The organism is Marinobacter vulgaris (assembly GCF_003344045.1).
Lineage (GTDB): Bacteria > Pseudomonadota > Gammaproteobacteria > Pseudomonadales > Oleiphilaceae > Marinobacter > Marinobacter vulgaris.
In genome coordinates this window covers 72,718-98,078 of sequence record NZ_QFWX01000008.1, presented here as the reverse complement: position 1 = coordinate 98,078, position 25,361 = coordinate 72,718, and the positions used below count along the sequence as shown (strand labels likewise).

Below are 25,361 nucleotides of genomic sequence, written 5' to 3'. Positions count from 1 at the left end.
GACACTACCACAAGGAGAAGTGAATGGAAGACTGGCAAGGATGCCTGAGCCCCCTCTGTCAAACGGCACTGCAACGCGCCCGCGACAGCGTCGCCCAGCGTGGCGGCCACGCCATTACCGTCGAGGATTTTCTACTGGCACTGCTGGATGGCGAGCCTGCCATTTGCGAGTTCCTGCGCAGCCGTGGCGTCGACCTTGATGAACTGACCCGCACCATCCAGTGTGAACAGCCCATCATTACCGACGTCGGCTGTGAAGGCCTGATGTCGTCGCAGCTGATGTACTGGTTTTCATCAGCCCGTGAACTGAGCGATGCCCCCTGGCTGGACTGGCCGGTGCTGTTATCGGTGCTGACACACAACACCGAGCGGCTGCGGGAAAAAGCCTACGTCGCAGTGCTGGAACTGGTGAGCCGCTGGCCTGCGGCCGATGAAAGCCTGCACCAGATTGCCGGCCTGGCCGGGCCCGCAGATGCGCCGGTTGTCATTACGGATCCCGGTTGGTTGGCTCTGGCTGAGGATGTGGCCGTAACCCTGGCCTCGGTTCCGGGTGCCCTGATATGGGTCAGGGGAGCAAGAGGCAGCGGAAAAACCAGTTGGTTGCAGGCAGTGTTGCCGTTTCTGGAATCCGGGTTTGTCGGGCTCGACCTTCGCAACGAGGCGGAAGTGATGGCCAGTGACAGCCCGGCGATCGCGACCCATGGCAGTGCCCGAAGAGGCTGTCCGACTCTGGTCCTTGACAACATTTCCCCGGCGGACCTGGCCTCCATGATGGCGGCCGAAAAAAGTCTGGCCAGGGAGCTGGTAACCGGGTATCCGGGACCGGTGCTCATGCTCGGCCCCGATTCGCCTGGCGCCGGTGAAGCCATTGACAAGCTGGAGTGCTGCCTTGGCAGGGACTTCGATATTTTTGATATGCCGGGCACCAGTGGCGGGCAAAAATCCGCCATTCTTGCGGCCCATCAGCCCGCCATAGAGCGCCACTGGAACGTAGAGTTTTCCCCAATGCTTGTCCACTACGCGGCGTCAAGCAGATGCCGGCTGGTGGGATCTCCGGGCGGTATGCTGCAGTGGGTGAGGCGTGCGGCCGCCCGGCTTAACCTGTTTGCCGAATACGGCTCCGTTGAAGGTCTGGCGCTGGCGGGGATGACGGACACCCTCCGGCGTCAGGCCCTGGTGGCGATAGCGCGCCAGCAGCCGCTGAAAGAGCTGGAACAGTCCCTGGAAAATGTCGCCCTGGAGCGGACTGCGGCAGAAGTCGCATGGCATGAGCGTAAGGCTGAAGGCACCCTTCGCACATTAAAGGTGGAAGACCTCCGCGATGAACTGGAGCGCTGGGTTGCAGCGCGCCCCGGGCCGGTTCACTATGTTGTCCATTGTGATCAACCGGCAGGAGAAACAGAGGGTGCAGGATCTCGAAATCTATATTCGTGACCTTGAGTCGTCAGCCGTATCAGATTGGCTGGCCAGCCATCTTGATGAGGTTGAACTGCGGGACGAGGCGTTGGCGGAGCGCGCAGTGAAAGGCACTGCCTGGTACCGGGGACACGGTGTGCGGGTTACTCTGTATCCGGGTGCCGGTGGCAAACGCTTCACTTCGGTCATCCTGGAAGGGGATGATCTGCCCTGGGCCTCGGACCTGGACTGTGCCCGCAGTGCCTGGCGTGCCATGAACACCGAGATTCGCTGCAGCCCCGGCGACTGGAAAGAAGGGGAGCCGGTGGAGGACGAGCGCTGGTGGCGTCTGGATCATCGGGGAGAGCAGCTGGCGGTCTGGAACTGATCGGACAAAAAAGGGGTAGCCATCGGCCACCCCTTTTCCGAACCATGTTGCCTTGCGGTTCAGTCGTCGCTCAGGATAGACACGTTGTCTGCCTGCAGGCCCTTATCGGCCTCCACCACACTGAACCGGACCAGTTGACCCTGGCGCAGAACGCGGCGGCCCCGGCCACGAATGGCACGGAAGTGAACGAAGACTTCATCGCCGCTGTCACGAACAATAAAGCCGAAGCCTTTCTTGACGTTGAACCACTTGACGGTGCCCTCTTCATTACCCTCAGGGGTGGTGTCATCGTAGTCATCATCCTCGCCATCATCCGGCTGGGACTGCTGACGCGGAGCAGCCTGGCGCGGTGCTGTGCTGGCGCGGGGGGCTTGTTGCTTCAGTTCTGATGGCTTCTTGGCGGCCAGGGCCACGGTCACGAAGCCTGCCAGGCCGAAAAGAACAACCGCGATGATATAAGCGGCAATGCCCTGTGCACTGCCCAATACAAAGGTTGTATTGGTTGCCAGCTCACTGGTGCGGGACTGCGACAGAATCTGGAAGAGCTCCGGGGTGAAAGTCACCAACAGAAAGCCGAGGATAAAGGGTGACGGAATGGCGACCAGGAGAGCAAGAACGATCGCTTTTGCTGGGTTTTGCATGGACTTAGGTTTCTCCATTAATAATCAAACGCTAACGATAAAGAACCGGATATCGGGTAAAATCGGGTCTCCGGTCGGTGAAAACCGCCAGGATTCCCCAGGACACAAAATGCCCTGGAAATCCGCTGGCGGGCAAAAGCGGCATGATACCAGATAACAGGGAGCGCTGACCAAGCGGCATGAGCACATGAGCAATAAAGATCTACAGACCAGGCTGGATGAGCTGGAAACAAGACTGGCGTTCCAGGACGATGTCATCCAGACCCTGAGCGAGCAGGTGGCGCGACAGGAGCTGGATATACGGGAGCTCTGGGAAGCGAAGAAACACCTGAACACGCAGCTCAAGGAGGTGTCGTCATCAAACATCAGAAAGGAGGAAGACGAAGCACCGCCTCCCCACTACTGATCAGGCCAGCAGTTCGATCAGAACCTGCTCATAAATGTCTGACAGGGTATCCAGGTCCGCCGCTTTGACGCACTCGTTCACCTTGTGGATGGTGGCGTTAAGGGGACCAAGCTCCAGAACCTGGGCGCCCGTCGGGGCGATAAATCGGCCGTCCGATGTGCCGCCTGAAGTGGACAGCTCGGCTTCGCGGCCAGTGACGGTGCGGATGGCGCTCTGCGCAGCAGAGACCAGTGCGCCCCGATCAGTCAGGAACGGGCGGCCGCTGAGGTGCCATTGCAGATCGTACTTCAGTCCGTGGCGGTCCAGAACGGCAACCACCCGTTCTTCGAGGCTTTCTGCCGTGTTCTCGGTGCAGTAGCGGAAGTTGAAGTGCACCAGGCATTCACCGGGAATGACGTTGCTGCCGGTGCCGGCCTCGATTCTGGTGATCTGGAAAGTGGTGGGCGGAAAGAAATCATTGCCGTTATCCCAGAATTCCTTTGCTAGGGCATCCAGCGCCGGGGCAACAGTGTGCACCGGATTCTCCGCCAGATGAGGGTAGGCCACATGGCCCTGGGTGCCGTGCACCGTCAGGTAGCCGTGGAGCGAGCCCCGGCGACCGTTCTTGATGACATCGCCTACCTCATGGGTGCTGGACGGCTCACCAATCAGGCACCAGTCGATCTTCTCGTTCCTGGCTTCCAGGGTCTGGACCACTTTGACCGTGCCGTCCTGAGCAGGGCCCTCCTCGTCGCTGGTAATCAACAATGCAATGGAGCCCCGGTGGTCCGGATACCTGCCCACAAAACGCTCGCAGGCGGTTATGAATGCCGCCAGGCTGCCTTTCATGTCGGCGGCGCCCCGGCCGTGGAGGTAGCCATCGTCAATCACCGCATCGAAGGGCGGATGGCGCCAGTTTTTCTCCGGGCCCGTCGGGACAACGTCCGTGTGGCCGGCAAACGCCAGCAGAGGACCCTCCGAGCCCTTGCGGGCCCAGAGATTGTCGGTCTCACCGAAGCGGAGGGCTTCGCCCTTGAAGCCAAGGGCTGAAAGCCGCGACATCATCAGGTCCTGGCATCCGGCGTCGTCAGGGGTGACGGACGGCCGCCGGATCAGGTCAATGGCCAAAGCAAGGGTCGGCGAGAGCGTGGAGGAATTAGTTGTTTGCATGCAGCTCTTCGTTCAGCTCGATGGCAGTCTTGTTGGTTTTGCACTCAACGGCGCCAGACTGGCTGTTACGGCGGAACAGCAGGTCCGGTTTGGCGGCCAGGTCCCGGGCCTTGATGATCTCAACGAGCTTGTTGTTGTCGTCCAGCAGGGCCACCTTGGTGCCAGCCGTGATGTACAGACCGGCTTCCACCTTGCAGCGGTCTCCCAGAGGGATACCAATGCCGGCGTTGGCACCAATCAGGCAGTTCTCGCCCACCGAAATAATGATATTGCCACCTCCGGAGAGGGTGCCCATGGTGGAGCAGCCACCGCCCAGGTCAGAGCCCTTGCCGATCATTACGCCGGCGGAGATGCGGCCCTCGATCATGCTGGTGCCTTCGGTGCCGGCATTGAAGTTGATAAAGCCCTCGTGCATCACGGTGGTGCCTTCGCCAACGTAGGCTCCCAGTCGAACGCGGGCAGTGTCAGCGATGCGCACGCCCTTGGGCACCACGTAGTCGGTCATCTGCGGGAACTTGTCGACGGACTTCACTTCCAGGGTGCGGCCCTCAAGGCGTGCCTGGAGCTGGCGGTCCGGCAGTTCGCTGAGGTCAACGGCGCCTTCGCTGGTCCAGGCCAGGTTGGGTAGCAATCCGAAGATGCCGTCCAGTTTCAGTTCATGGGGTCGGGCCTGGCGGCTGGAGATCAGGTGCAGCTTGAGATAGACCTCCGGGGTGCTGGAGGCAGTGTCGTCGGTCTCCAGCAAGGTAACCACAACCGGGCGACGGCTGTCAGCTGCCTTGCCGGCCAATGCTGCCTGTTCCATCTGGCCAAGCTGGCGCAGGCCGTCGGAAAGTGACTTCAACTGCTCCGGTGTTACCGATACCGCCTGGTTGCCACCCTGGTAGTCCAGCACGTTACGAGCCACTTCGATGAGGCCGTTATCGGGGGTGATGACCGGCTGCTGGTAAAACACTTCCAGCCACTCGCCCTGGTTGTTCTGGGTGCCGATACCAATTCCGAATGCAAAACTCATTGATGTGCTCCTGGTTCTCAGTGTTTGAATCGTTCGGCCCATTCGCCGGCATTAAAGCCGACGCTGACGGTGTTGTCATGCTCAACGACGGGCCGCTTGATGATGGACGGGTTGTCGAGCATCAGGCGATGGGCGGATTGGGCGCTAATATTATCACGAACCTGGTCCGGAAGTTTGCGCCAGGTGGTGCCCCGACGGTTCAGCAACACTTCCCAGCCGGTAGCCTGTTCCCATTGGCTGAGCCGGTCGGCATCCAGACCGTCCTTCTTGAAGTCGTGGAATTCGTAGTCGATCCCGGCGTCGTCCAGCCATTTCCGGGCTTTCTTGACGGTGTCACAATTCCTGATGCCGTACAGTTTCATGCTTTGTTCTCTTTCACAAAAGTAACGATGCGTTTTGCAGCCTCAACGCATTCCTCCACCGGGGCCACAAGTGCCATGCGTACCCGGTTCTCCCCCGGATTATGGCCATCCACCGTGCGCGACAGGTAACGGCCGGGGAGTACGTGCACGTTCTGCTGGGCCGACAACTCCCGTGCGAAAGTTTCATCGTCCATTGGGGTTTTCGGCCATAAATAGAAACCGGCGTCGGGAAAGTCCACCTCCATCACTTCCCGCAGGATGGGCACCACGGCTTCGAACTTGGCCCGGTAAGCGGCCCGGTTTTCACGCACATGGTCTTCGTCGCCCCAGGCGGCGATGCTGGCCAGCTGGTTGTGGATCGGCATGGCGCAGCCGTGATAGGTGCGGTACTTGAGGTAGCCCCTGAGGATCTCCGCATCGCCGGCCACGAACCCGGAGCGCAGGCCGGGAAGGTTGCTGCGCTTGGACAGGCTGTGAAACACAATGCAGCGGGCAAAATCGTCGCGGCCGATGGCGGCGCAGGTCTGCAGCAGCCCCTCCGGTGGCCGGGTTTCATCAGGGTAGAGTTCGGAATAGCACTCGTCGGATGCAACGATGAAATCGTGTTGGTCCGCCAGTTCGATGACCCGGGTAAGGGTTTCTCTGGGCATCACCGAGCCGCTGGGGTTGCCGGGGGAGCACAGGAACAGAATCTGGCAGTCTTTCCACACCGAATCGGGCACCCGCTCGAAATCCGGGATGAAATTATTGCCGCCGTCGCAGGCGAGGTAGTGCGGTGTTGCGCCGGCGAGGAAGGCGGCACCCTCGTAGACCTGGTAAAACGGGTTAGGACTCACAACTGTTGCCGGCCGGCTGGCATCCACCACGGACTGAACCAGCGAGAAGATGCCTTCCCTGGTACCGTTTACCGGAACGATGTGATGTTCCGGCGTCAGCGACCCGGGTGCCAGCCCAAAGCGCCGCGTGGCCCAGTGTGCGATGGCCTGACGCAATTCATCGGTGCCTTTGGTGGTGGGATAGTTGGCAAGTTTGTCCAGGTTATCGGCAATTACCTGTTTGACGAAGCCGGGGGACGGGTGCTTGGGCTCGCCAATGCCCAGGGAAATCGGGCTCAGGTTTTGTGGAACACTGATGCCGGCTTTCAGTTTGGTCAGCTTTTCAAACGGATAGGGGTGGAGTCTGTCCAGGTCCGGGTTCATTGGGTGTCGTCCAGCATTTGGCGAAGGTCGCGCTGCAGAGCCTGGCAGACAGCAGGATCGCGGATCTGCTCGCCATGCTCATCGGTTACAAAAAATACGTCTTCCACGCGCTCTCCGAGGGTGGCAATCTTGGCGTTGGTCAGGCGCACGCGGTGCTCCAGCAGCACCTGTCCGACCCGCGCCAGCAACCCCGGGCGGTCAGGGGTAACGACTTCTATGACCGTGCGCTGGTTGACGGTATCGTTGGAGAACGTCACCTCGGTGGGGAATGCGAAGTGCTTAAGCTGCCTGGGGGTGCGGCGATGGATAATGTCCGGGTAATCCTCCGGGTCATCCAGCTCCTCGATCAGGCGGCTGCGAACCCGGTCCTTGCGGGCAGGATCGGTACCCAGAGGCTTGCCTCTCTCGTCCAGTACAATGTAGGAACTGATCGAGAATGGGCCCTCGCTGGAGCTGATGCGGGCATCCACGATATTGAGGTTGAGCTGTTCCAGCACCGCCGTGGTGGCGGCGAACAGGTCAACGCGGTCGCTCATGTAAATGATGATCTGGGAGTAGCCGTCCGTGGGCCCGCCGCGGGTGTCGCGGATCAGCACCAGTGGGTCCGGGTCGTTGCCATGGCGGATGATGGCAGCGGTCTGCCAGGCGATGTCCACCGTGGAATCCTGCAGGAAATAGTCTTCATCCAGGGTGTCCCAGATGCCGTCGATCTGCTCGTCGGTCATGTTCTGGGCGTGAAGAATTTCCCGCGCCTCGGATTGCGTGGCTCGTACCCATTCCTGGCGGTCGACCGGCGTTTCCGAGCCGCGCCTGAGTGCCCGCTTGGTTTCAATGTAAAGCTGGCGCAGCAGCGACGCCCGCCAAGTATTCCAGAGCTTCGGGTTGGTGGCGCTGATGTCGCACACTGTCAGCACGTAAAGATAATCCAGGTGAATCTGGCTGGGGACCGACTGGGCAAAGCCATGAATGATGTCCGGGTCCGAGATGTCTTTGCGCTGGGCCGTCATTGACATCAGCAGGTGATTCTCCACCAGCCAGGAGGCCAGCTGAGTGTCCCGTTCGCTCAGATGGTGACGCTGGCAGAAATTTTCCACATCAATGGCGCCCAGCTCGGAGTGATCACCCCCGCGGCCCTTGGCCACATCGTGATACAGCCCGGCAATGTACAGTGTTTCCAGTTTTGGCAATCGATGGATCAGCCTTGAGGCCAGAGGGTAGTCATTACGTGCCTCGGCGCTGTCCAGGCGCACCATGTTGCGAATCACCCGCATGGTGTGGGCGTCCACCGTGTAGATGTGGAAGAGGTCGTGCTGCATCTGGCCGATGATCTGGCCAAATTCCGGCAGGTAGCGGCCAAGTACGTTGTACTTCTTCATCGCCGACAGTGTCTGGTCAAGGGCGTGCGGGGTGCGCAGCAACTCCATGAACAGGGAGGTAACAGCCAGGTCCGCGCGGAAGGCGTCATCGATCAGGTGCCGGTGGGCGCGGAGGGAACGGATAGTGGTGGCCCGTATGCCCTTGATCTCCGGATGCTGGGCCATCAGCACGAAGATTTCCATGATGGCGTAGGGGGCGTAGGCAAAGACCTGGTTGTTGACCGCCTCGATGTAGTAGTTGCGGATCTGGAAGCGCTTGTTCAGGGGCAGAATGGCATCTTCGGTGCCCGAACCCAGGATCGCCTCGTCGTAGTACTGCAGGATGACATCGGTCAGCTCGGCCAGGGCCAGCACGGTGCGGTAATAGGACTGCATCATCAGCTCGACACCTAGGCGTTTGCCTTCATCCCGGTATCCCAGCATCTCGGCCAGAGCTCGCTGATGATCGAACAGCAGACGGTTTTCGTTGCGGTCGGCAATCAGTTGCAGGCCGTACCTCAGCCGCCAGAGAAAGGTTTCACCCTGCAGCAGAATCTGGTGCTCTTCCTCGGTCAGGATGCTGAAGCGCGTCAGGTCAGCAATGTTCTGCAGGCCAAAGTGCCGCTTGGTAATCCAGCCAATGGTCTGTATGTCCCGCAGTGCGCCTGGAGAGCCTTTGACATTGGGTTCCAGGTTGTACTCGGTGTCCCCGTATTTTGCGTGCCGGCGCTTCTGCTCCTCGCGCTTGGCGATGAAGTAGTCGCGGTCAGAGCTGATGGCGTCGGAATACACCTGGTGGCTGAGCTTATCGCGCAGCTCGTCAGGGCCTGCAATGGTGCGGGTTTCCAGCAGATTGGTCAGTATGGTGACGTCTTGCCGGGCCGCGTTCAGGCTTTCGTCTATGCTGCGGACACTGTGGCCAATGTCCAGCTTCAGATCCCATAGCAGAGTAACGAAAGCGCCCAGATCGTCCTGCCAGCTTTCCTCGATGCCGTTGCGGGTGAGAATCAGCAGGTCGATGTCCGAGTGGGGGTGCAGCTCCCCCCGACCATAGCCACCCACCGCAACCAGAGAGATATCCTCAGAGGCGGAAAAAGCATAACGGTTCCAGATAAGCGCCAGAACCGTGTCCAGTGTCCCCGAGCGGGAATGAACCAGGGCGCGGACATCGGCACCCTGGCGAAACGCCTCTGCATCAGCCTCATAACGGTCTTTTAATAATTGCCGTGCTGCCCTGATGGGGGATGCATCGCCACTGATCCTGGCTTCAAGGTCGCTGAAATCCACCTAGAATGACTCTTCCGTGCGCCTGGTCAGTACCTCGTGACCATCGGCAGTCACCAGGATGGTGTGCTCCCACTGAGCCGAGAGCTTGTGGTCCTTGGTGACAACCGTCCAGCCGTCGGGTAGCAGCTTGGTGTGGTACTTGCCCTGGTTGATCATCGGTTCAATGGTAAAAGTCATGCCTTCCTGCAGCTCCATACCCGTTCCCGGTTTGCCGTAATGCATCACCTGCGGGTCTTCATGGAATACCTGGCCGATACCGTGGCCGCAGTAATCCCGGACCACCGAGTAGCGGTGCTTTTCCGCGTGCTGCTGGATGACATGCCCGATGTCACCGAGGCGCGCGCCCGGTTTTACCAGCTCAATACCTTTATATAGGCATTCCTGGGTAATCTGGATCAGGCGCTCGGTACCGGGTTTGGGTTTGCCAACAATAAACATCTTGCTGGTGTCGCCGTGCCAGCCATCCTTGATGACGGTGACATCAATGTTGAGGATGTCACCATCCTTTAACACCTTCTTTTCGGACGGGATACCGTGGCAGACCACATGGTTCACCGAGGTGCAGACCGACTTCGGGAAACCCTTGTAGTTCAGCGGTGCCGGAATAGTCTGCTGCTCGTTCACCATATAGTCGTGGCAGATGTTATCCAGTTCCTCGGTGGTTACGCCGGGTTTGATGTGTTCGCCAATCATCTCGAGAACGTCAGCGGCGAGGCGGCCGGCGACACGCATCTTTTCGATTTCTTCCGGAGTCTTGATCGATACCTGCATTGGGTTTCCCGTTGATTTGGATCAAACAAGCATTTTAAGGGGGAGTGTGGCCCGGTACAAGGAAGAGGCAGTTGCCGGCCCGGCATCTGGGCGACAAATTAATGGAATTCGACGGCCGATTTATGGTATAAACGCGCCCGCTGGAAACAAATCCGGCAAATTCGCACACACGTCGGCACGTTGTCCCAGGGTGCCTGCTTCCGTTGTTCTTATAGAAAGTAACGAAGCCAGGTTGGGTCAATCGGACGTGTGGAGGACTAACCCGAAGCTAAAAAGGTAATTATCATGGCTCAGGTAAATATGCGTGACCTGCTCAAAGCAGGCGCCCACTTCGGTCACCAGACCCGTTACTGGAACCCGAAAATGTCGAAGTTCATCTTCGGCGCCCGTAACAAGATTCATATCATCAACCTTGAACAGACTGTTCCTGCCATGAACGAGGCGTTGAACTTCGTTCACAACCTCGCAGGCAACAAGAACAAGATCCTGTTCGTTGGCACCAAGCGTGCGGCGGCCAAGATCATCAAGGAAGAAGCACTCCGCTCCAACCAGCCCTATGTAAACCATCGCTGGCTCGGCGGCATGCTGACCAACTACAAGACCATCCGTCAGTCGATCCGTCGCTACCGTGACCTGGAAGCCCAGAGCCAGGACGGTACCTTCGACAAGCTGACCAAGAAAGAAGCACTGGATCGCACCCGCGAAATGGATCGTCTTGAGCGTTCCATCGGCGGTATCAAGGACATGGGCGGCCTCCCGGATGCCATGTTCGTGATCGACGTGGACCACGAGCGTATCGCGATCAAGGAAGCCAACAAGCTGGGTATTCCTGTGATTGGTGTAGTCGATACCAACAGCGACCCTGACGGCGTTGATTACGTGATCCCGGGCAACGACGATGCCATCCGCGCGATCCAGATCTACGTGCAGGCCATTGCTGATACCTGCATTGAAGCGTCCCAGGCTGGTGCCGGCGGTGCTGACGAATTTGTTGAAGTCAGCGAAAGCGCGGAAGGTGCTGCTCCCGCTGCGGAGTAATGGTTTCTTCGTAAATGGTTTGTAGGGTGTGCCCGTGATTAATCAAGCGCCGGGCACACCGGTACAGAATTCGGATTGGAAAAGTTAAGAGGAATGAACATGGCTGCAATTACTGCCGCAATGGTCAAAGAGCTCCGCGAGCGCACCGGCCTTGGCATGATGGAGTGCAAGAAGGCACTGGTAGAGGCTGAGGGAAGCGTTGATGCGGCTATTGAAGAACTGCGCAAGTCTTCAGGCCTGAAGGCTGCCAAGAAAGCGGGTCGTACTGCCGCTGAAGGTGTTTCCCTGATCAAGGTGTCTGACGACAATACTGTCGCCTACATCCTGGAAGTGAACTCCGAGACCGACTTCGTTGCCCGTGATGACAACTTCATGAATTTCGCCAACGACGTTCTGAACGTTGCTTTTGAGAAAGGCGAAACCGACGTTGCCAGGCTGATGGAAGGTGAGCTCGAAGCCAAGCGTGAAGCACTGGTGCAGAAGATTGGTGAGAACATTACCGTTCGTCGCATCGTTCGTGTTGAAGGACCGGTTGTCGGTGCCTACGTTCACAGCACCAACAAGATTGCTGCGGTTGTCGCCCTGAGCGCCGGTGATCCGGAAGTTGCACGGGACGTTGCCATGCACGTTGCCGCTGTCAACCCGCGGGTTGGCAAGCCGGAAGACATGCCGGCCGACGAGCTCGAGAAAGAAAAGGCCGTTATCAAGGCCCAGCCTGACATGGAAGGCAAGCCTGCCGAAATCGTCGAGAAGATGATGGGCGGCCGCATCAAGAAGTTCCTGGCGGAAAACAGCCTGGTCGAGCAACCGTTCGTCAAGAATCCTGACCAGACCGTCGGTCAGCTGATCAAGGAAAACGGTGCCGATCTGGCCAGCTTTGTTCGTCTGGAAGTTGGCGAAGGTATCGAGAGGGAAGAAGTGGACTTCGCCGCCGAGGTCGCTGCTGCAGCGGGCACCGGTAAGTCCTGATCCTTCTGACAGGTGCTGAAGCATGCGCTGACGCATCGTTCGAGTCTGCCACGTTGGCTGGAGTAGTCCGGCTCTCGTGGCGGGCTTGTATCTGAGATACCCCTTTTTTGAGGAGTATGTCAAATACAAGCCTGACAAGCTTGTCCTGCCAGACACCAAGCCAGACCTAAAGAAGGAGATCCCCATGCCGAAATCGTCCAATACCCAGCCCAGATACAAGCGTGTTCTTCTCAAACTCAGCGGCGAAGCCCTGGTGGGTGACCACGGTTTTGGTATTGATCCCAAGGTGCTTGACCGGATGGCGTTGGATATTGGCTCCCTGATCGGCATTGGTGTCCAGGTGGGGCTGGTGATTGGTGGTGGAAACCTGTTTCGCGGCGCTGCTCTGAACGCGGCTGGCATGGACAGGGTGACTGGCGACCATATGGGAATGCTGGCGACGGTGATGAACGGACTGGCTATGCGTGATGCCCTTGAACGCTCCAATATCCGTACCCGCGTTATGTCTGCAATCCCTATGAGTGGTATTGTTGAACATTACGACCGCCGCCGTGCGGTGCGAGATCTGAAAGACGGCGATGTGGTGATCTTCTGCGCGGGTACGGGAAATCCGTTTTTCACCACCGATTCCGCTGCCTGTCTTCGGGGTATCGAGATTGAGGCCGATGCCGTGCTGAAAGCCACGAAGGTGGATGGTGTTTACTCAGCCGATCCCTACAAGGATCCGACGGCGGAGAAGTACGAGCATCTGACCTATGATGAGGTGCTGGACAAGAAACTGGGAGTGATGGACCTGACTGCGATCTGTCTGGCCCGGGACCATGGCATGCCCCTGCGGGTCTTTGACATGAACCGGCCTGGTGCACTGACCCGGATCGTGACCGGGGAATCGGAAGGCACATTAATCGAGTAATCTGATCGAGACATTTTGAACAACGAATCCGAGGACGCTGCAGTGATTGACGATATTAAAGCCGATACTGAAAAGAAGATGAAGAAAAGCCTGGAGTCACTGAACTGGGCTTTCAACAAGATCCGTACCGGGCGCGCGCATCCCTCCATTCTGGATAGCGTAACCGTAGATTATTACGGGCAGGAGACACCACTGAAGCAGGTGGCCAGTGTTAACGTGGAAGACAACCGTACCCTGGCGGTTTCGCCCTGGGAGAAGCCGTTATTAACCAAGATCGAAAAAGCGATCATGATGGCGGATCTGGGGCTGAACCCTTCCAACAACGGCGAAGTCATCCGTATTCCCATGCCGATGTTGACTGAAGAAACCCGTAAGGAAATGGTCAAGCAGGCCAGAGCCGACGCGGAACACGCCAAGGTTTCCATCCGCAACGCCCGGCGTGATGCCAATAGCACACTCAAAGAGCTGCTGAAAGATAAGGACATCAACGAAGACGAAGAGCGTTTCGGCGAGGAAGAGATCCAGAAGTTGACCGACCGTTATATTGCCGAGATCGAGAAGCAGCTAAAGGCCAAGGAAGAGGACCTGATGGCTGTCTGAACAGCCGGTCAACTTCAGCAACGCGATCAGCCAATGCCGGCGAGTTTTCCGGCTATTGGCTGAACAGGGGATTGCATGACGGAAAGTGTATCCGCAGAGATTCCGGTGTCGGCTGGCAGCCGGCCCCGGCATGTGGCCATTATCATGGATGGGAACAATCGCTGGGCCAAGGCCAGGCGGTTGAAAGGTGTGGCCGGCCACAAGGCGGGTGTGAAGGCGGTCAGATCAGTGGTGGAAACCTGTGCCCGGGAAGGGGTAGAGGTGCTGACACTCTTTGCGTTCTCCAGTGAGAACTGGCGGCGGCCGGAAGATGAAGTGTCGGCGCTGATGCGGCTGTTCCTGTTTGCCCTGGAGCGGGAAGTAAAAAAGCTTCATCGCAATGATATCTGCCTGCGCATTATCGGTGATCGCTCAGCGTTCAGTGCGAACCTTCAGGAGCACATGGGCCGCGCTGAAGAGCTGACCCGCGACAACACCCGCATGACCCTTGTTATAGCTGCAAATTACGGCGGTCACTGGGATATCACTCAGGCCACCCGTAAAGTGGCCGAGAAGGTGCGTAGCGGCGAGCTGGCGCCTTCGGACATCACCGATGACCTGATACAGCAGCACCTTTCCATCGGCGACCTGCCCATGCCGGACCTGATGATCCGGACGGCGGGTGAACAACGCATCAGTAACTTCATGCTCTGGCACCTGGCTTACACCGAATTGTACTTTTCTCCTGTTTACTGGCCGGATTTTCGGGATCAGGAAATGAGCCAGGCGTTACAGGCGTATGCGGGCCGCAAACGCCGGTTTGGTCAGACGGATGATCAGATCGCCGGTGTTTCGTCGGAACAATAACGACAAAATAGCGAACGATACCGTGCTTAAAACCCGTATTATTACCGCGCTTATATTGGCACCGATTGCCCTTGGCGGCATATTCTTCCTGCCGCCGCTTGGCTTTGCCCTTTTTACCGGTGCCGTTATTACCATTGGTGCCTGGGAGTGGGCCAACATGTCAGGCATGACTGCCGCGGCGGCCCGGCTGGCCTACGCTCTGGTCGTTGCAGGCATACTCTACGGCCTGCTGAATGTTCCGGCTTTGGCGGTGCTATGGCTGGCCCTTGTCTGGTGGATTCTCTGTTTTCTGATGGTGCGAAGCTATCCGGCCGGCGCTGAACGCTGGGGCAGTATGCCGGCTCGTGCGATAATGGGGTTGCTGGTGCTGGTTCCCGCCTGGGTCGGGCTGAACCATATCCGTACCGGCGGCTTCGAGTTTGGGGACAGTGACAATAACCTCCTGCTTATTCTCTACGTCTTCTGCGTGGTGTGGGTCGCCGATATTGGTGCCTACTTCGCGGGCCGCGCATTCGGCAAAGCCAAGCTTGCGCCACGGGTCAGCCCCGGCAAATCCTGGGCAGGGGTATGGGGCGGCCTGGTGGCGGTGGCCGTGTTCGCGCTTATTATCAGCACCCTGGCCTCGGCTACGATGATACAGTCCCTGCTGTTGGTCATTGCCAGCCTGATCACCGGCGCCGTGTCAGTGCTGGGTGACTTGCTGGAAAGCATGCTCAAGCGCTTTCGCGGCATCAAGGACAGCAGTCAACTGTTGCCTGGTCATGGTGGCATCATGGACAGAATAGATAGCCTGACGGCGGCGATTCCGGTGTTTGCGCTGGTCGTTACCCTCCTGGGCTGGCTGACTGCAGGGCAATGGTGACCTCTTTGAAGCGCTGCATAACGATATTGGGGGCAACCGGCTCAATAGGCCTGAGTACGCTCGACGTCGTCCGCAGGCACCCGGATCGTTTTTCAGTACATGCGCTCACCGCCAGTTCCAGCGTTGAAAGCATGGCAGAATTGTGCCACGAATTCCGGCCACGCTATGCGGTAATGGCGGATGCCAAGGCCGCCCAGGCGCTGACCCTGGCCCTTGCCAATCTGCCATCAGTAACCGTTCTCAGTGGCGCTGAGGCGCTCGGCCAGGTGGCTGCGGATGCCGAAGCCGACACGGTAATGGCTGCCATTGTTGGCGCTGCGGGCTTGCCGCCCACCCTGGCAGCTGTGCGGGCCGGCAAGCGTGTGTTGCTGGCTAACAAAGAAGCGCTGGTGATGTCCGGCAAGCTGTTCATGGATGCCGTTGCCGAGTCCGGTGCGGAAGTGTTGCCGATCGACAGCGAGCACAATGCCATTTTCCAGTGCATGCCCCCCGACAAGATCCGGAATACCGTCGGTGCGGGCATCACACGCATTCTGCTGACGGCCTCGGGTGGTCCTTTTCGCACCCATTCTGCCGAAGCGCTCCGCCATGTATTGCCGGCAGAGGCATGCGCTCACCCCAACTGGTCCATGGGCCAGAAAATCTCGGTTGACTCTGCAACGTTGATGAACAAGGGGCTGGAGCTGATTGAGGCCTGCTGGCTGTTCAATACCACGCCGGAAATGATCGAAGTGCATGTACACCCGGAGAGTATCATTCATTCCATGGTGGAGTATGCCGATGGCTCTGTGCTGGCGCAGCTTGGCAGCCCCGACATGCGCACCCCGATTGCCAATGGCCTGGCCTGGCCCGAGCGGATAGACGCCGGAGTTGCGCCGCTGGACCTTTTTCGTGTCGGGCAGTTTAATTTCGAGCGGCCAGATCTCGACCGCTTTCCCTGTCTCCGGCTGGCCGCGGACGCCTTCAAACAGGGTGGAACCGCGCCGGCGGTGCTGAATGCCGCCAACGAGGAAGCGGTAGCAGCATTTCTTGCCGGCAGGCTGGGTTTTGCTGATATTCCCTCTATCATTGAGCAGACTCTGGCTGCGACGGAGGTTGTGCCAGCAGACAGTTTCGATACTATTTTCGCGAAAGATGCAGAAGCGCGCTCCCGGGCCCGGGAACAGATCCTCGGGCTGGTTGTCTGATACGGGCGGGCTCGATCGGCGGGCTGATCAACACAAACAGAGAACACTATGCAGATAGTTGAAACCATCCTGGCGCTGATATTGACGCTGGGCATTCTGGTAACCCTCCATGAATTCGGTCACTTCTGGGTCGCCCGTCGTTGTGGCGTGAAGGTGCTGCGCTTTTCGGTGGGTTTTGGCAAGCCCCTGTATTCCTGGTATGACCGCCAGGGCACGGAGTTTGCGGTGGCGGCGATCCCGCTTGGTGGCTATGTAAAGATGCTGGACGAGCGGGAAGGGCCGGTCCCTGAGGACCAGAAGCACCTGGCCTTCAATTCCAAGCCGCCCTCAAAGCGTATCGCCATTGCCGCAGCCGGGCCGGCAGCCAACTTTCTGTTTGCCATTTTCGCCTACTGGTTGCTCAGCGTTGTCGGATTCACTACGGTAGCGCCCATTGTTGGGGAGGTCAGCGAAGGCAGTGTTGCTGATCGTGTCGGTCTCGCTTCGGGCATGGAAATCCACGAAGTTGACGGTCGTCGGGTAACCTCCTGGCGTGATGTGAATATGCGCCTTCTCGAGCGCACCGGTGAGGTGGGTGAAATAACCATCGATGTCTCCCGGGATGGCAGTCGCGGCACCCTGGCCGGGTCCCTCGAGGGTTGGCGCATCAATGATGAGAATCCCAATCCTTTGAGTGAATTCGGTGTCACTCCCTGGAGGCCGGATGTGCCCCCGGTACTGGGCGAGATTGTGGCCGGGGGAAGGGCTGAGGCCGCAGGCCTGGAGTCCGGAGACCGCGTGGTTGCCGTTGATGGCGAACCGGTGTCTGACTGGTTCGAGCTGGTCTCGTTTATTCGTGACGCCCCCGGAAAACCCCTTGAGCTCACGGTGGAGCGTGACGGCAGCACCCAGCGTATCGAAGTGACGCCCGCGGAAAACAGGGCGGATGACGGCACAGTCACCGGCCTTGTAGGGGCCGGTGTCAGTGAAGTGACCTGGCCGGACGAGGTACTGCGGGATGTCAGTTACGGGCCCCTGGCAGCGATTCCCAATGCCATGTCTGAAACCTGGGGCGACACCAGGCTGACCCTGGTGGCCATCAAGAAAATGGTGACGGGGCTGCTTTCTCCCACTAACCTTAGTGGTCCGATTACCATTGCAAGGATAGCCGAAGCCAGTGTAAGTTCCGGCTTTGAAGATTTTGTACGTTTTCTTGCCTACCTCAGTGTCAGCCTCGGGGTGCTGAATCTGTTGCCGGTACCGGTTCTGGATGGTGGGCACATTGTCTATTACACCATCGAAGCCATTCGCAAAAAGCCGCTTTCCGAGCAGGCGCAGGCTTTTGGATTACGTATTGGTATGGCAATGATCCTCACATTAATGGTGTTTGCACTTTACAACGACCTGATGCGGTTGTGAGAATTGCGAACCCCTTACGCGCATCAACAGGCGAAATTATTGAATGAGACGTTCTTTTCTGGGTTTAGCTGTAGGTTTGGCATTAGCCTCTTCCGCCATGAGACCGGCTCTGGCTGACGAATTCACCGTATCCGATATTGAGGTAGAGGGCCTTCAGCGGGTATCCGCAGGAACCGTATTTTCCGCTTTCCCGGTGTCAATCGGCGAACCGGTTGATGAAGTCGAGCTGGCCTCGGCCATCAAGGATCTGTTTCGCACTGGCCTGTTCACCGATATTGAGGCCAGTCGGGACGCCGGCGTGTTGATTCTGACCGTCAAGGAACGGCCATCGATTACCTCCATCGACATTGAGGGTAACAAGAATATTGAAACCGACATGCTGATGGATGCGCTTGCAAGTGCCGGCCTGCAGGAAGGACAGGTGTTCCGTCGCGCCACCCTGGAGCGGCTTGAGCTGGAAATTCTCCGGTCTTACATCAGCCAGGGACGTTACAACGCCCGGGTAAAGGCAACCGCCGAGGATCTTCCGCGGAACCGGGTTGCTATCCGCCTGGATATCAATGAAGGCACGGTGGCAGCCATCCAGCACCTCAATATTGTCGGCAATGAAGCTTTTGACGATGAAACCCTGCTGGACCTGTTCGAGCTGAGAACCTCCAGCTGGTGGAACTCCATCACCAATTCCGACAAGTATGCCCGTGAACGCCTGAGTGGCGATCTGGAATCCCTGCGCTCCTTCTACCTTGACCGGGGCTATATCGACTTCAATGTCGAATCCAGCCAGGTGTCGATTTCGCCAGACAAGAAACAGGTATTCATTGCCATCTCGCTGAACGAGGGCGCCCAGTACACGGTTTCCGATGTCAATCTGCGTGGCGAGCTCATCGTTGACGAAGAGGAGCTGCGAGAGCTTATCCCCATCGAAGAAGGCGACGTGTTCTCCCGCTCTCGCATGACGGCCATTTCCGAATCCCTGTCCCGGCGTCTTGGGCGGGAGGGTTATGCCTTTGCCAACGTCAACGCCGTACCTGAGCCGGGTGAAGGCGATACCGCATCGGTGACCTTCTTCGTGGAGCCTGGCAAGCGGGCCTATGTCAGGCGCATCAATTTCGACGGCAACGTTTCCACACGAGACGACGTGCTGCGCCAGGAAATGACCCAGATGGAAGGTGGCGTTGCCTCAACGGACCGGATCGAGTTCTCGAAAACCCGCCTGGAGCGGCTCGGCTTCTTCGAAACCGTGGACGTGGAGACCGTCCCGGTTCCCGGCACCGATGATCTGGTCGACGTAAACTACGCGGTGAGAGAGCAGGCGACCGGCAGCCTCTCTGCCTCTGTCGGTTTCTCCCAGGCATCTGGCGTTATTCTGGGTGCCAACGTGTCTGAGAATAACTTCTTTGGCACCGGAAAGCGGGTGTCCTTCGGCGTCAACGTCAGTGATTCCATCAAGAGCGCCAACTTCTCCTACCAGGACCCTTATTACACGGTGGATGGCGTAAGCCGCGGCTTCAGCGTGTTCGCCCGCGAGACGGATTTTGAGGAGCAGGATATTTCATCCTACCTGCTTGACGAATACGGCGGTCGGATGACCTTCGGGTATCCGACGGACAACATAACCCGGCTGAATTTTGGTCTTGGCTATACGCTGTCGAAAATAAAAACCGGCAGATTTACTTCTCCCGACGTTACCGATTTTATTACTGAGGAGGGTGATAGTTTCAATAATTACTTCCTGTTCGGTTCCTGGCGCCGCAGCACGTTGAACCGGGGCATTCTGCCTACCGACGGTTACAGTGTATCCCTGTCCAGTGATATTGCTGTGCCCGGCAGTGATCTGACGTTCTATAAGGTGAGCCAGAAAACGGATTTCTACCAGCCGTTCAATGAGAACCACACCTGGGTGTTCCGGGCGCGTTCGGAAATCGGCTACGGTGACGGGTATAGTGGGCGCAGCGTGATGCCGTTTTATGAGCACTTCTACGCGGGCGGTTATGGTTCGGTGCGCGGGTATGAGGCAAACTCTCTGGGGCCACGAGCCGAACTTGCGGAGGGCGACTTTTCAGATGAAGACCCCTTTGGCGGCAGCCTGTTGACAGAGGGCAGCCTTGAGCTGATCTTCCCCACACCATTCGCCGGCGATACCCGTTCGATGAGAACGGCGTTCTTTTTGGATGCGGGCCAGGTGTTTGACGCCGATCGGAATTTTGATCCGGCACTGGATGAAGTCCGGCTGTCAGCGGGTATCGGCTTTCAGTGGATCACCGCGGTTGGCCCGCTGGCATTCAGCCTTGCCAGGCCTCTCAACGACAAGAGTGGCGACGATACCCAGGTATTCCAGTTCTCCCTGGGTCAGACCTTCTGATCAGAGATCGGGCGGAAACGCCGTAAAAATTGAAACACAGGAGAAACAAGATGTTCCGATTGTCCATGGCAGTATTTTTGGCGGCGCTGATGGCCTCCACTTCGGTTTTGGCTGAAACCCGGGTCGGCGTGGTTGATTTGCGTCAGGCGCTATTCTCGTCAAATGATGCGAGGGTGTTCAGTGAGAATATGCAGCAGGAATTCGCCGGTGAAGAAGCAAAGGTCCGGGAAGCCCAGGAAGCCGCTCGCAATCTGAAAGAGCGTCTCGAGAAAGACGGCGCGATGATGAATGAGTCCGAGCGCAATAAAATGACTGCTGAATTCCAGGAGAAGGTCAAGGAGTTCAACTTTCTCAAGCAGCGCCTGGATTCTGCGGTGGCAAACCGCAAGCAGCAGTTTCTGGAAAGTGCCCGCCCGGAAGTGGATGCAGCCGTTAAAGAGTTACTGGACGAACATGACCTTGACCTGATTCTGCCAAGCGAGGCTGTTGTCTACGTCAAGCCCGAGATGAACCTGACGGACGAGCTCCTGGAGAAGTTGGACCGCTGATAATGGCGGGCCGGATAAAGGCCAGCCCGGGAAACATCTTGTGGAGCTGATAATGACAAAGCGTTCATACCGGCTGGGCGATATTGCCTCAGAGCTTGGGGCGGAGCTACGGGGCAATCCCGATACCGAAATCGATGGGTTGGCGACTCTTCAGGCGGCCGTGCCCGGCCAGGTAGCATTTCTGGCCAACCCCTCCTACGCCCGCTATCTTGCAGATACCCGGGCGTCTGCGGTCATCATCTCTGCCTCCATTGCGGATCAGTGCCCTGCCGACGTCCTGTTACTGGACAACCCCTATCTCGGTTACGCTCGCCTGAGCCACTGGTTTGATCCTGCGCCCGTATCTCAGCCGGGCGTTCATGCCTCTGCGATAGTGGACCCATCGGCGCAGGTCTCACCCAGTGCCAGCATCGGACCTCAGGCGGTTGTCGAGGCTGAGGCGGTTATTGGTGACAACGTGGTGATAGGTGCCGGCTGTATCATTGGTGCCCGGTGCAATATTGGTGAGCAGTCAGTGCTGCGCCCCCGGGTGACCCTGGCTCACGACATTGTTCTGGGCAGGCGCTGCCATATTCTGAGCGGCGCGGTTATCGGCTCGGACGGCTTCGGCTTTGCCAACGAGAAAGGCGCCTGGCACCGGATTGCACAATTGGGCCGTGTAGTCCTGGGCGATGACGTGGAAGTGGGTGCGAACACCACCATCGATCGCGGTGCGCTTGATGACACGATGATTGGCAACGGTGTAAAGCTCGACAATCTCATTCAGATAGCCCACAACGTCAGCATCGGTGATCACAGCGCCATGGCGGCAATGGTGGGTATTGCCGGCAGTACCCGCATTGGCAGCCATTGCGTTTTTGGGGGTGCTTCAGGCGTGGCGGGCCACCTGACTATTGCCGATCAGGTGCATCTGACCGGCATGACCCTTGTTACTGGTGATATTCGGGAGGCTGGCGTGTATTCATCGGGAACCAGCGCCGACACTAACCGGCAATGGCGCAAGAATGCCGTGCGTTTTCGCCAGCTTGATGCCATGGCGCGTCGGCTAAAAGAACTGGAAAAGAAAATAGAAGGCTGAGGCCGTTACTGATGATAATGAACATCAAAGAAATCATGGAATACCTGCCACACCGCTACCCGTTCTTGCTGGTTGATCGGGTGACTGAGTCGGAAAAGGGTGAGTTCATCAAGGGCTACAAGAACATTTCCCTGAATGAGCCGTTTTTTAACGGCCACTTTCCCAACAATCCCATTATGCCGGGCGTTCTGATTATCGAAGCCATGGCCCAGATTTCGGGGATTCTCGGTTTCCTGACCGTTGGCCGTAAGCCGTCTGATGGCGTGGTACAATATCTCGCCGGGTCCAGCAAGGCCCGCTTCAAGCGCCCGGTTGTTCCGGGTGACCGGCTGTGCCTGGAGTCCCGAATGATCTCCGGCAAGCGTGGAATCTACAAGTTCGAATGCCGCGCACTGGTTGATGACGAAGTCGTCTGTGTGGCAGAAATACTGACCGCTGAGAGAGAAAGCTGATGGCGACAAAAGAATGGTCGGGAGTCCATCCTCAGGCGATCGTGGATCCGTCTGCCAGGCTGGCTGATAACGTCATTGTCGGTCCCTGGAGCTACATTGGCCCGGATGTGGAGATCGGTGAAGGCACCGAAGTCATGTCCCATGTGGTGATCAAGGGCCCCACCACCATTGGCCGCAATAACCGCATCTTCCAGTTCTCCAGTGTGGGTGAGGAATGTCAGGACAAGAAGTACGCGGGTGAGCCCACCAGGCTCGTTATTGGCAACGACAACACTATCCGCGAAAACTGCACCATCCACCGGGGCACGGTACAGGACCGCGGCGAAACCAGCATTGGTAATGGCAACCTGCTGATGGCCTATGTCCACGTCGCCCATGACTGCGTCATCGGTGACAACACCATACTGGCCAATTGTGCCACGCTGGCGGGGCACGTAGCCGTGGGTGACTTTGCCATTCTGGGTGGCGGAACCATGGTCCATCAGTTCTGCCACATCGGTACCCACAGTATGAGTGCCGGCGGCAGTATCGTGCTCAAAGACATTCCCGCCTACGTAATGGCCAGCGGGCAATCGGCCCAGCCATTTGGCATGAACGTGGAGGGCCTGCGGCGCCGTGGGTTCAGCAAGGAAGTTCTGCTGGTGCTTCGCCGTGCCTACAAGATTATCTACCGCCAGGGTCTGACAACCGAACAGGCGGTTGTGGAGCTGGAAAAAGCCTATCCGGATATTCCCGAAGTGCAGCCGCTGATTGACTCCCTTCGCGGTGCAGACCGCGGCATTATCCGCTAGCCAGGGGGCAGCCATCCCGGTGACGGACCCTACCGATCATCCTGTTATCAGTACCCGCAAAGTAACCTTTGCCATCGTGGCCGGAGAAGCCTCTGGCGATATCCTCGGCGCGGGCCTGATCCGCTCGCTACGCAGCCGATATCCCAACGCCCGTTTTGTAGGCATTGGCGGCGAGGAAATGGTCGCTGAAGGCTTTCATTCGCTGGTGCCCATGGAGCGGCTTTCCGTTATGGGACTGGTGGAAGTACTTGGTCGCCTCGGCGAGCTGTTCAGCATTCGTGCCCGGTTGATGGACTACCTGTTGGCAACCCCGCCGGACGTGGTAATCGGTATCGATTCCCCGGATTTTACCCTGGGCATTGAGCGGCGCTGCCGTGACGCCGGCATGCTTACCGCTCATTATGTCAGCCCGTCGGTCTGGGCCTGGCGCCAGAAGCGTATCTTCAAGATTGCCAAATCCGTCAACCTCATGCTGACCCTGTTTCCCTTTGAAGCGCGGTTTTACGAAGAGCATAATATTCCCGTTGCCTTTGTTGGCCACCCCCTGGCAGACCGTATTCCGATGGTTCCGGACACCGCCGGAGCCCGCAAAGCATTCGGTCTGCGCGAAGATGCACCGGTGCTGGCCATACTGCCGGGAAGCCGGGGCGGAGAAGTGGAGCGCCTTGGCACACTGTTTCTCGAGGCTGCGCGCTGGATCCAGGGCAGGCGTCCGGATCTGCAGCTGGTGATACCATGCGTCAATCGCGAACGGGAGCTGCAGGTTCGTGCGCTGGTGGAGGCGTTGGATGTGAAGCTTGAGGTAACCATTGTGCGCGGGCGCTCGCGGGAAGTGATGGCCTCGTCGGATGTAGTCCTGTTGGCGTCCGGAACCGCGACCCTGGAAGCCATGCTGCTGAAAAAGCCGATGGTGGTTGGGTATCGCCTGAGCGGTTTCAGTTATGCGCTGGTTTCGAGGCTGGTAAAGGTGCCCCACGTTGCGCTACCCAACCTGCTTGCCCGTGAGTTACTGGTGCCGGAGCTGCTGCAGGATGACGCCACGCCAGAGACCTTGGGCGAAGCCGTTCTCGAGCGCCTTGAAAACGAAACGGAGCGCGCCCGGCTGACCGAAGCTTTCTCCCGTTTACACGAACAGTTACGGCAGAATGCGGACGAGCAGGCTGCGGCTGCGCTGTCTGAACTCATTGAAGGTAGGCTGTCGTGAACAAAAGCCCGCTACCAGCTTTCGAGTGTTGCTATCAGGGCCGGCTACTGGCCGGCGTTGATGAGGTCGGTCGTGGACCACTGGTGGGCGCCGTGGTGACGGCGGCAGTAATTCTGGACCCGGAGAAACCGATACCCGGCCTGACGGATTCGAAAAAGCTGACTGAGAAGCGCCGCGAGGCACTGTACGAACAGATTATAGAGCGTGCCGTTGCCTGGAGCCTGGGCCGCTGCGAGGCCGACGAGATTGATCGCCTGAATATCTACCGCGCCACGATGGTGGCCATGGAGCGGGCGGTAGCCGGGCTGCCTACGCGGCCCGAATATGTGCTGGTGGATGGCAACCGCTGTCCTGACTGGCACTGGCCATCGGAGCCGGTCGTGAAGGGCGATAGCCGGGTAGAAGCCATCAGTGCCGCTTCCATACTTGCGAAGGTAACCCGCGACCGCGAGATGGCGGTGCTCCACGAAGCCTATCCTGACTATGGATTCGCCAGCCATAAAGGCTACCCCACGCCCATGCACCTGGAAGCGCTCGGCAGGCTGGGCGCCACAACCCATCACCGGCGCTCATTCCGGCCGGTACAGGAAGCGATTGAGGGCGTCGGCATGTTCAGCGCCGGTGCAGTGGATGAGCTTCCATACCCTTCTGACCTCTTTGAAAATATCGATTGACAGGCCGCGATCGAATCATTAGTATACGCGCACGTTGATCGGGCCTGGCCCGGTAAACAACCAGTTTAGAAGTCAAAAGCGTTGATGCGGGGTGGAGCAGTCTGGTAGCTCGTCGGGCTCATAACCCGAAGGTCGTAGGTTCGAATCCTGCCCCCGCTACCATATTTAAGAAAGGCAGATCAGTTACTTACTGGTCTGCCTTTTTTGCGTTTGGGCCGGCCAAAATCCCCTGTGACGTATATGTGACAAATATGTGCCAAGGCTTGTGACGGTTCGATCTGCGGCCAGGTGGAAAATGACCGTCAGTCAGTTTTTGTTCTTCCGGTGAGAGTCGTCGTCTACGCTGCAAGTCTGAGTGTGTTCTTGACGTTCTAGTCTAGCTCAGTTGCCACATTATGGCGACATACGTCGGGGTTCTGGCCACGCTTTCATTGGAAAGCGGACTTTTTACCGCGACGAGATGAGCCAGTGA

At 58.2% G+C, this 25,361-nt stretch carries 25 protein-coding genes and 1 tRNA gene; 19 read left to right on the top strand and 7 right to left on the bottom strand.

Annotated features, from left to right (window positions below; all coding sequences use genetic code 11):
* Positions 1 to 23: 23 nt before the first annotated feature.
* Together DIT71_RS16410 and DIT71_RS16405 are read left to right on the top strand one after the other, a co-directional pair.
* Positions 24 to 1,433, top strand: coding sequence for a hypothetical protein (locus DIT71_RS16410; RefSeq protein WP_114614314.1), 1,410 nt, complete (start codon positions 24 to 26; stop codon positions 1,431 to 1,433).
* Positions 1,405 to 1,782 (top strand): hypothetical protein, encoded by a 378-nt coding sequence (locus DIT71_RS16405; RefSeq protein WP_114614313.1) that lies wholly within the window; start codon positions 1,405 to 1,407, stop codon positions 1,780 to 1,782. Before DIT71_RS16410 ends, DIT71_RS16405 begins: the two co-directional genes overlap by 29 nt.
* A 59-nt stretch (positions 1,783 to 1,841) precedes the next feature.
* Here the strand turns inward: DIT71_RS16405 and DIT71_RS18495 are convergent, their stop codons facing one another.
* Positions 1,842 to 2,423: a cold-shock protein gene (locus DIT71_RS18495; protein WP_114614312.1), complete on the bottom strand. Its 582-nt coding sequence runs from the start codon at positions 2,421 to 2,423 to the stop codon at positions 1,842 to 1,844.
* 187 nt (positions 2,424 to 2,610) lie between these two features.
* On the opposite strand from DIT71_RS18495, the gene DIT71_RS16395 reads away from it, so the two are divergent.
* Entirely contained in the window at positions 2,611 to 2,829 is a 219-nt protein-coding gene (locus tag DIT71_RS16395) for a SlyX family protein (RefSeq protein WP_114614311.1), read from the top strand.
* Here DIT71_RS16395 and dapE read toward each other — a convergent pair whose 3' ends face one another.
* The 6 genes from dapE to map are packed head-to-tail and all read right to left on the bottom strand — an operon-like array spanning position 2,830 to position 9,967.
* The gene (gene dapE, locus DIT71_RS16390) at positions 2,830 to 3,978 is read right to left on the bottom strand and encodes a succinyl-diaminopimelate desuccinylase (protein ID WP_114614310.1); all 1,149 of its coding nucleotides are present in this window, start codon (positions 3,976 to 3,978) and stop codon (positions 2,830 to 2,832) included.
* Entirely contained in the window at positions 3,965 to 4,993 is a 1,029-nt protein-coding gene (gene dapD, locus DIT71_RS16385; protein WP_114614309.1) for a 2,3,4,5-tetrahydropyridine-2,6-dicarboxylate N-succinyltransferase, read from the bottom strand. The genes dapE and dapD overlap by 14 nt, the downstream gene beginning before the upstream one ends.
* Positions 4,994 to 5,010: 17 nt before the next feature.
* Positions 5,011 to 5,355: an ArsC family reductase gene (locus DIT71_RS16380; RefSeq protein ID WP_114614308.1), complete on the bottom strand. Its 345-nt coding sequence runs from the start codon at positions 5,353 to 5,355 to the stop codon at positions 5,011 to 5,013.
* Positions 5,352 to 6,554, bottom strand: coding sequence for a succinyldiaminopimelate transaminase (gene dapC / locus DIT71_RS16375; RefSeq protein ID WP_114614307.1), 1,203 nt, complete (start codon positions 6,552 to 6,554; stop codon positions 5,352 to 5,354). The genes DIT71_RS16380 and dapC overlap by 4 nt, the downstream gene beginning before the upstream one ends.
* Complete coding sequence (locus tag DIT71_RS16370) at positions 6,551 to 9,196, bottom strand: [protein-PII] uridylyltransferase (RefSeq protein ID WP_114614306.1); 2,646 nt, start codon at positions 9,194 to 9,196, stop codon at positions 6,551 to 6,553. Before DIT71_RS16370 ends, dapC begins: the two co-directional genes overlap by 4 nt.
* Positions 9,197 to 9,967 carry a type I methionyl aminopeptidase gene (gene map / locus DIT71_RS16365; RefSeq protein ID WP_114614305.1) on the bottom strand — a complete coding sequence of 257 codons (771 nt, stop codon included), beginning with the start codon at positions 9,965 to 9,967 and terminating at the stop codon, positions 9,197 to 9,199. It lies immediately after the preceding gene.
* 285 nt (positions 9,968 to 10,252) lie between these two features.
* Here map and rpsB point away from each other — a divergent pair, with 285 nt between their 5' ends.
* The 16 genes from rpsB (at position 10,253) to DIT71_RS16285 (ending at position 25,051) form a co-directional block, all read left to right on the top strand.
* Positions 10,253 to 11,005: a 30S ribosomal protein S2 gene (gene rpsB / locus DIT71_RS16360; protein WP_114614304.1), complete on the top strand. Its 753-nt coding sequence runs from the start codon at positions 10,253 to 10,255 to the stop codon at positions 11,003 to 11,005.
* Positions 11,006 to 11,104: 99 nt separating this feature from the next.
* Complete coding sequence (gene tsf / locus DIT71_RS16355) at positions 11,105 to 11,974, top strand: translation elongation factor Ts (RefSeq protein WP_114614303.1); 870 nt, start codon at positions 11,105 to 11,107, stop codon at positions 11,972 to 11,974.
* Positions 11,975 to 12,158: 184 nt separating this feature from the next.
* A complete protein-coding gene (gene pyrH / locus DIT71_RS16350; RefSeq protein ID WP_114614302.1) occupies positions 12,159 to 12,887 on the top strand; it encodes a UMP kinase in 729 nt (242 codons plus the stop codon).
* 42 nt (positions 12,888 to 12,929) lie between these two features.
* Entirely contained in the window at positions 12,930 to 13,487 is a 558-nt protein-coding gene (frr, locus tag DIT71_RS16345; protein WP_114614332.1) for a ribosome recycling factor, read from the top strand.
* Between the two features lie 75 nt (positions 13,488 to 13,562).
* Positions 13,563 to 14,333, top strand: coding sequence for a polyprenyl diphosphate synthase (gene uppS / locus DIT71_RS16340; RefSeq protein ID WP_114614301.1), 771 nt, complete (start codon positions 13,563 to 13,565; stop codon positions 14,331 to 14,333).
* 22 nt (positions 14,334 to 14,355) lie between these two features.
* The gene (locus DIT71_RS16335; protein WP_114614331.1) at positions 14,356 to 15,195 is read left to right on the top strand and encodes a phosphatidate cytidylyltransferase; all 840 of its coding nucleotides are present in this window, start codon (positions 14,356 to 14,358) and stop codon (positions 15,193 to 15,195) included.
* Positions 15,189 to 16,382 (top strand): 1-deoxy-D-xylulose-5-phosphate reductoisomerase, encoded by a 1,194-nt coding sequence (ispC, locus tag DIT71_RS16330; protein WP_114614300.1) that lies wholly within the window; start codon positions 15,189 to 15,191, stop codon positions 16,380 to 16,382. The genes DIT71_RS16335 and ispC overlap by 7 nt, the downstream gene beginning before the upstream one ends.
* A 48-nt stretch (positions 16,383 to 16,430) precedes the next feature.
* Positions 16,431 to 17,780: an RIP metalloprotease RseP gene (rseP, locus tag DIT71_RS16325; protein WP_114614299.1), complete on the top strand. Its 1,350-nt coding sequence runs from the start codon at positions 16,431 to 16,433 to the stop codon at positions 17,778 to 17,780.
* Positions 17,781 to 17,823: 43 nt separating this feature from the next.
* On the top strand, positions 17,824 to 20,142 hold the full coding sequence (gene bamA / locus DIT71_RS16320) for an outer membrane protein assembly factor BamA (RefSeq protein ID WP_114614298.1): 2,319 nt from the start codon (positions 17,824 to 17,826) through the stop codon (positions 20,140 to 20,142).
* A 50-nt stretch (positions 20,143 to 20,192) separates the two neighbouring features.
* Positions 20,193 to 20,690 (top strand): OmpH family outer membrane protein, encoded by a 498-nt coding sequence (locus tag DIT71_RS16315; protein WP_114614297.1) that lies wholly within the window; start codon positions 20,193 to 20,195, stop codon positions 20,688 to 20,690.
* Between the two features lie 52 nt (positions 20,691 to 20,742).
* The gene (lpxD, locus tag DIT71_RS16310; RefSeq protein WP_114614330.1) at positions 20,743 to 21,768 is read left to right on the top strand and encodes a UDP-3-O-(3-hydroxymyristoyl)glucosamine N-acyltransferase; all 1,026 of its coding nucleotides are present in this window, start codon (positions 20,743 to 20,745) and stop codon (positions 21,766 to 21,768) included.
* Positions 21,769 to 21,782: 14 nt separating this feature from the next.
* A complete protein-coding gene (fabZ, locus tag DIT71_RS16305) occupies positions 21,783 to 22,220 on the top strand; it encodes a 3-hydroxyacyl-ACP dehydratase FabZ (RefSeq protein WP_114614329.1) in 438 nt (145 codons plus the stop codon).
* On the top strand, positions 22,220 to 23,011 hold the full coding sequence (gene lpxA, locus DIT71_RS16300) for an acyl-ACP--UDP-N-acetylglucosamine O-acyltransferase (protein ID WP_114614296.1): 792 nt from the start codon (positions 22,220 to 22,222) through the stop codon (positions 23,009 to 23,011). The genes fabZ and lpxA overlap by 1 nt, the downstream gene beginning before the upstream one ends.
* 19 nt (positions 23,012 to 23,030) lie before the next feature.
* On the top strand, positions 23,031 to 24,215 hold the full coding sequence (gene lpxB, locus DIT71_RS16295; protein WP_114614295.1) for a lipid-A-disaccharide synthase: 1,185 nt from the start codon (positions 23,031 to 23,033) through the stop codon (positions 24,213 to 24,215).
* Entirely contained in the window at positions 24,212 to 24,889 is a 678-nt protein-coding gene (gene rnhB / locus DIT71_RS16290) for a ribonuclease HII (RefSeq protein WP_114614294.1), read from the top strand. The genes lpxB and rnhB overlap by 4 nt, the downstream gene beginning before the upstream one ends.
* An 85-nt stretch (positions 24,890 to 24,974) precedes the next feature.
* Positions 24,975 to 25,051 (top strand) — tRNA-Met (locus DIT71_RS16285).
* The last annotated feature ends 310 nt before the right edge of the window (positions 25,052 to 25,361 follow it).

What these genes read in the sequence shown, in the direction of transcription:
- map (WP_114614305.1), bottom strand. Translation starts at nt 9,967, where the DNA reads ATGCAGGTATCGATCAAGACTCCGGAAGAAATCGAAAAGATGCGTGTC.
- uppS (WP_114614301.1), top strand. Translation starts at nt 13,563, where the DNA reads ATGACGGAAAGTGTATCCGCAGAGATTCCGGTGTCGGCTGGCAGCCGG.
- rpsB (WP_114614304.1), top strand. Translation starts at nt 10,253, where the DNA reads ATGGCTCAGGTAAATATGCGTGACCTGCTCAAAGCAGGCGCCCACTTC.
- lpxD (WP_114614330.1), top strand. Translation starts at nt 20,743, where the DNA reads ATGACAAAGCGTTCATACCGGCTGGGCGATATTGCCTCAGAGCTTGGG.
- DIT71_RS16395 (WP_114614311.1), top strand. Translation starts at nt 2,611, where the DNA reads ATGAGCAATAAAGATCTACAGACCAGGCTGGATGAGCTGGAAACAAGA.
- bamA (WP_114614298.1), top strand. Translation starts at nt 17,824, where the DNA reads ATGAGACGTTCTTTTCTGGGTTTAGCTGTAGGTTTGGCATTAGCCTCT.
- DIT71_RS16410 (WP_114614314.1), top strand. Translation starts at nt 24, where the DNA reads ATGGAAGACTGGCAAGGATGCCTGAGCCCCCTCTGTCAAACGGCACTG.
- ispC (WP_114614300.1), top strand. Translation starts at nt 15,189, where the DNA reads ATGGTGACCTCTTTGAAGCGCTGCATAACGATATTGGGGGCAACCGGC.
- rseP (WP_114614299.1), top strand. Translation starts at nt 16,431, where the DNA reads ATGCAGATAGTTGAAACCATCCTGGCGCTGATATTGACGCTGGGCATT.
- dapE (WP_114614310.1), bottom strand. Translation starts at nt 3,978, where the DNA reads ATGCAAACAACTAATTCCTCCACGCTCTCGCCGACCCTTGCTTTGGCC.
- lpxA (WP_114614296.1), top strand. Translation starts at nt 22,220, where the DNA reads ATGGCGACAAAAGAATGGTCGGGAGTCCATCCTCAGGCGATCGTGGAT.
- DIT71_RS16380 (WP_114614308.1), bottom strand. Translation starts at nt 5,355, where the DNA reads ATGAAACTGTACGGCATCAGGAATTGTGACACCGTCAAGAAAGCCCGG.
- dapD (WP_114614309.1), bottom strand. Translation starts at nt 4,993, where the DNA reads ATGAGTTTTGCATTCGGAATTGGTATCGGCACCCAGAACAACCAGGGC.
- DIT71_RS16315 (WP_114614297.1), top strand. Translation starts at nt 20,193, where the DNA reads ATGTTCCGATTGTCCATGGCAGTATTTTTGGCGGCGCTGATGGCCTCC.
- pyrH (WP_114614302.1), top strand. Translation starts at nt 12,159, where the DNA reads ATGCCGAAATCGTCCAATACCCAGCCCAGATACAAGCGTGTTCTTCTC.
- dapC (WP_114614307.1), bottom strand. Translation starts at nt 6,554, where the DNA reads ATGAACCCGGACCTGGACAGACTCCACCCCTATCCGTTTGAAAAGCTG.
- DIT71_RS18495 (WP_114614312.1), bottom strand. Translation starts at nt 2,423, where the DNA reads ATGCAAAACCCAGCAAAAGCGATCGTTCTTGCTCTCCTGGTCGCCATT.
- tsf (WP_114614303.1), top strand. Translation starts at nt 11,105, where the DNA reads ATGGCTGCAATTACTGCCGCAATGGTCAAAGAGCTCCGCGAGCGCACC.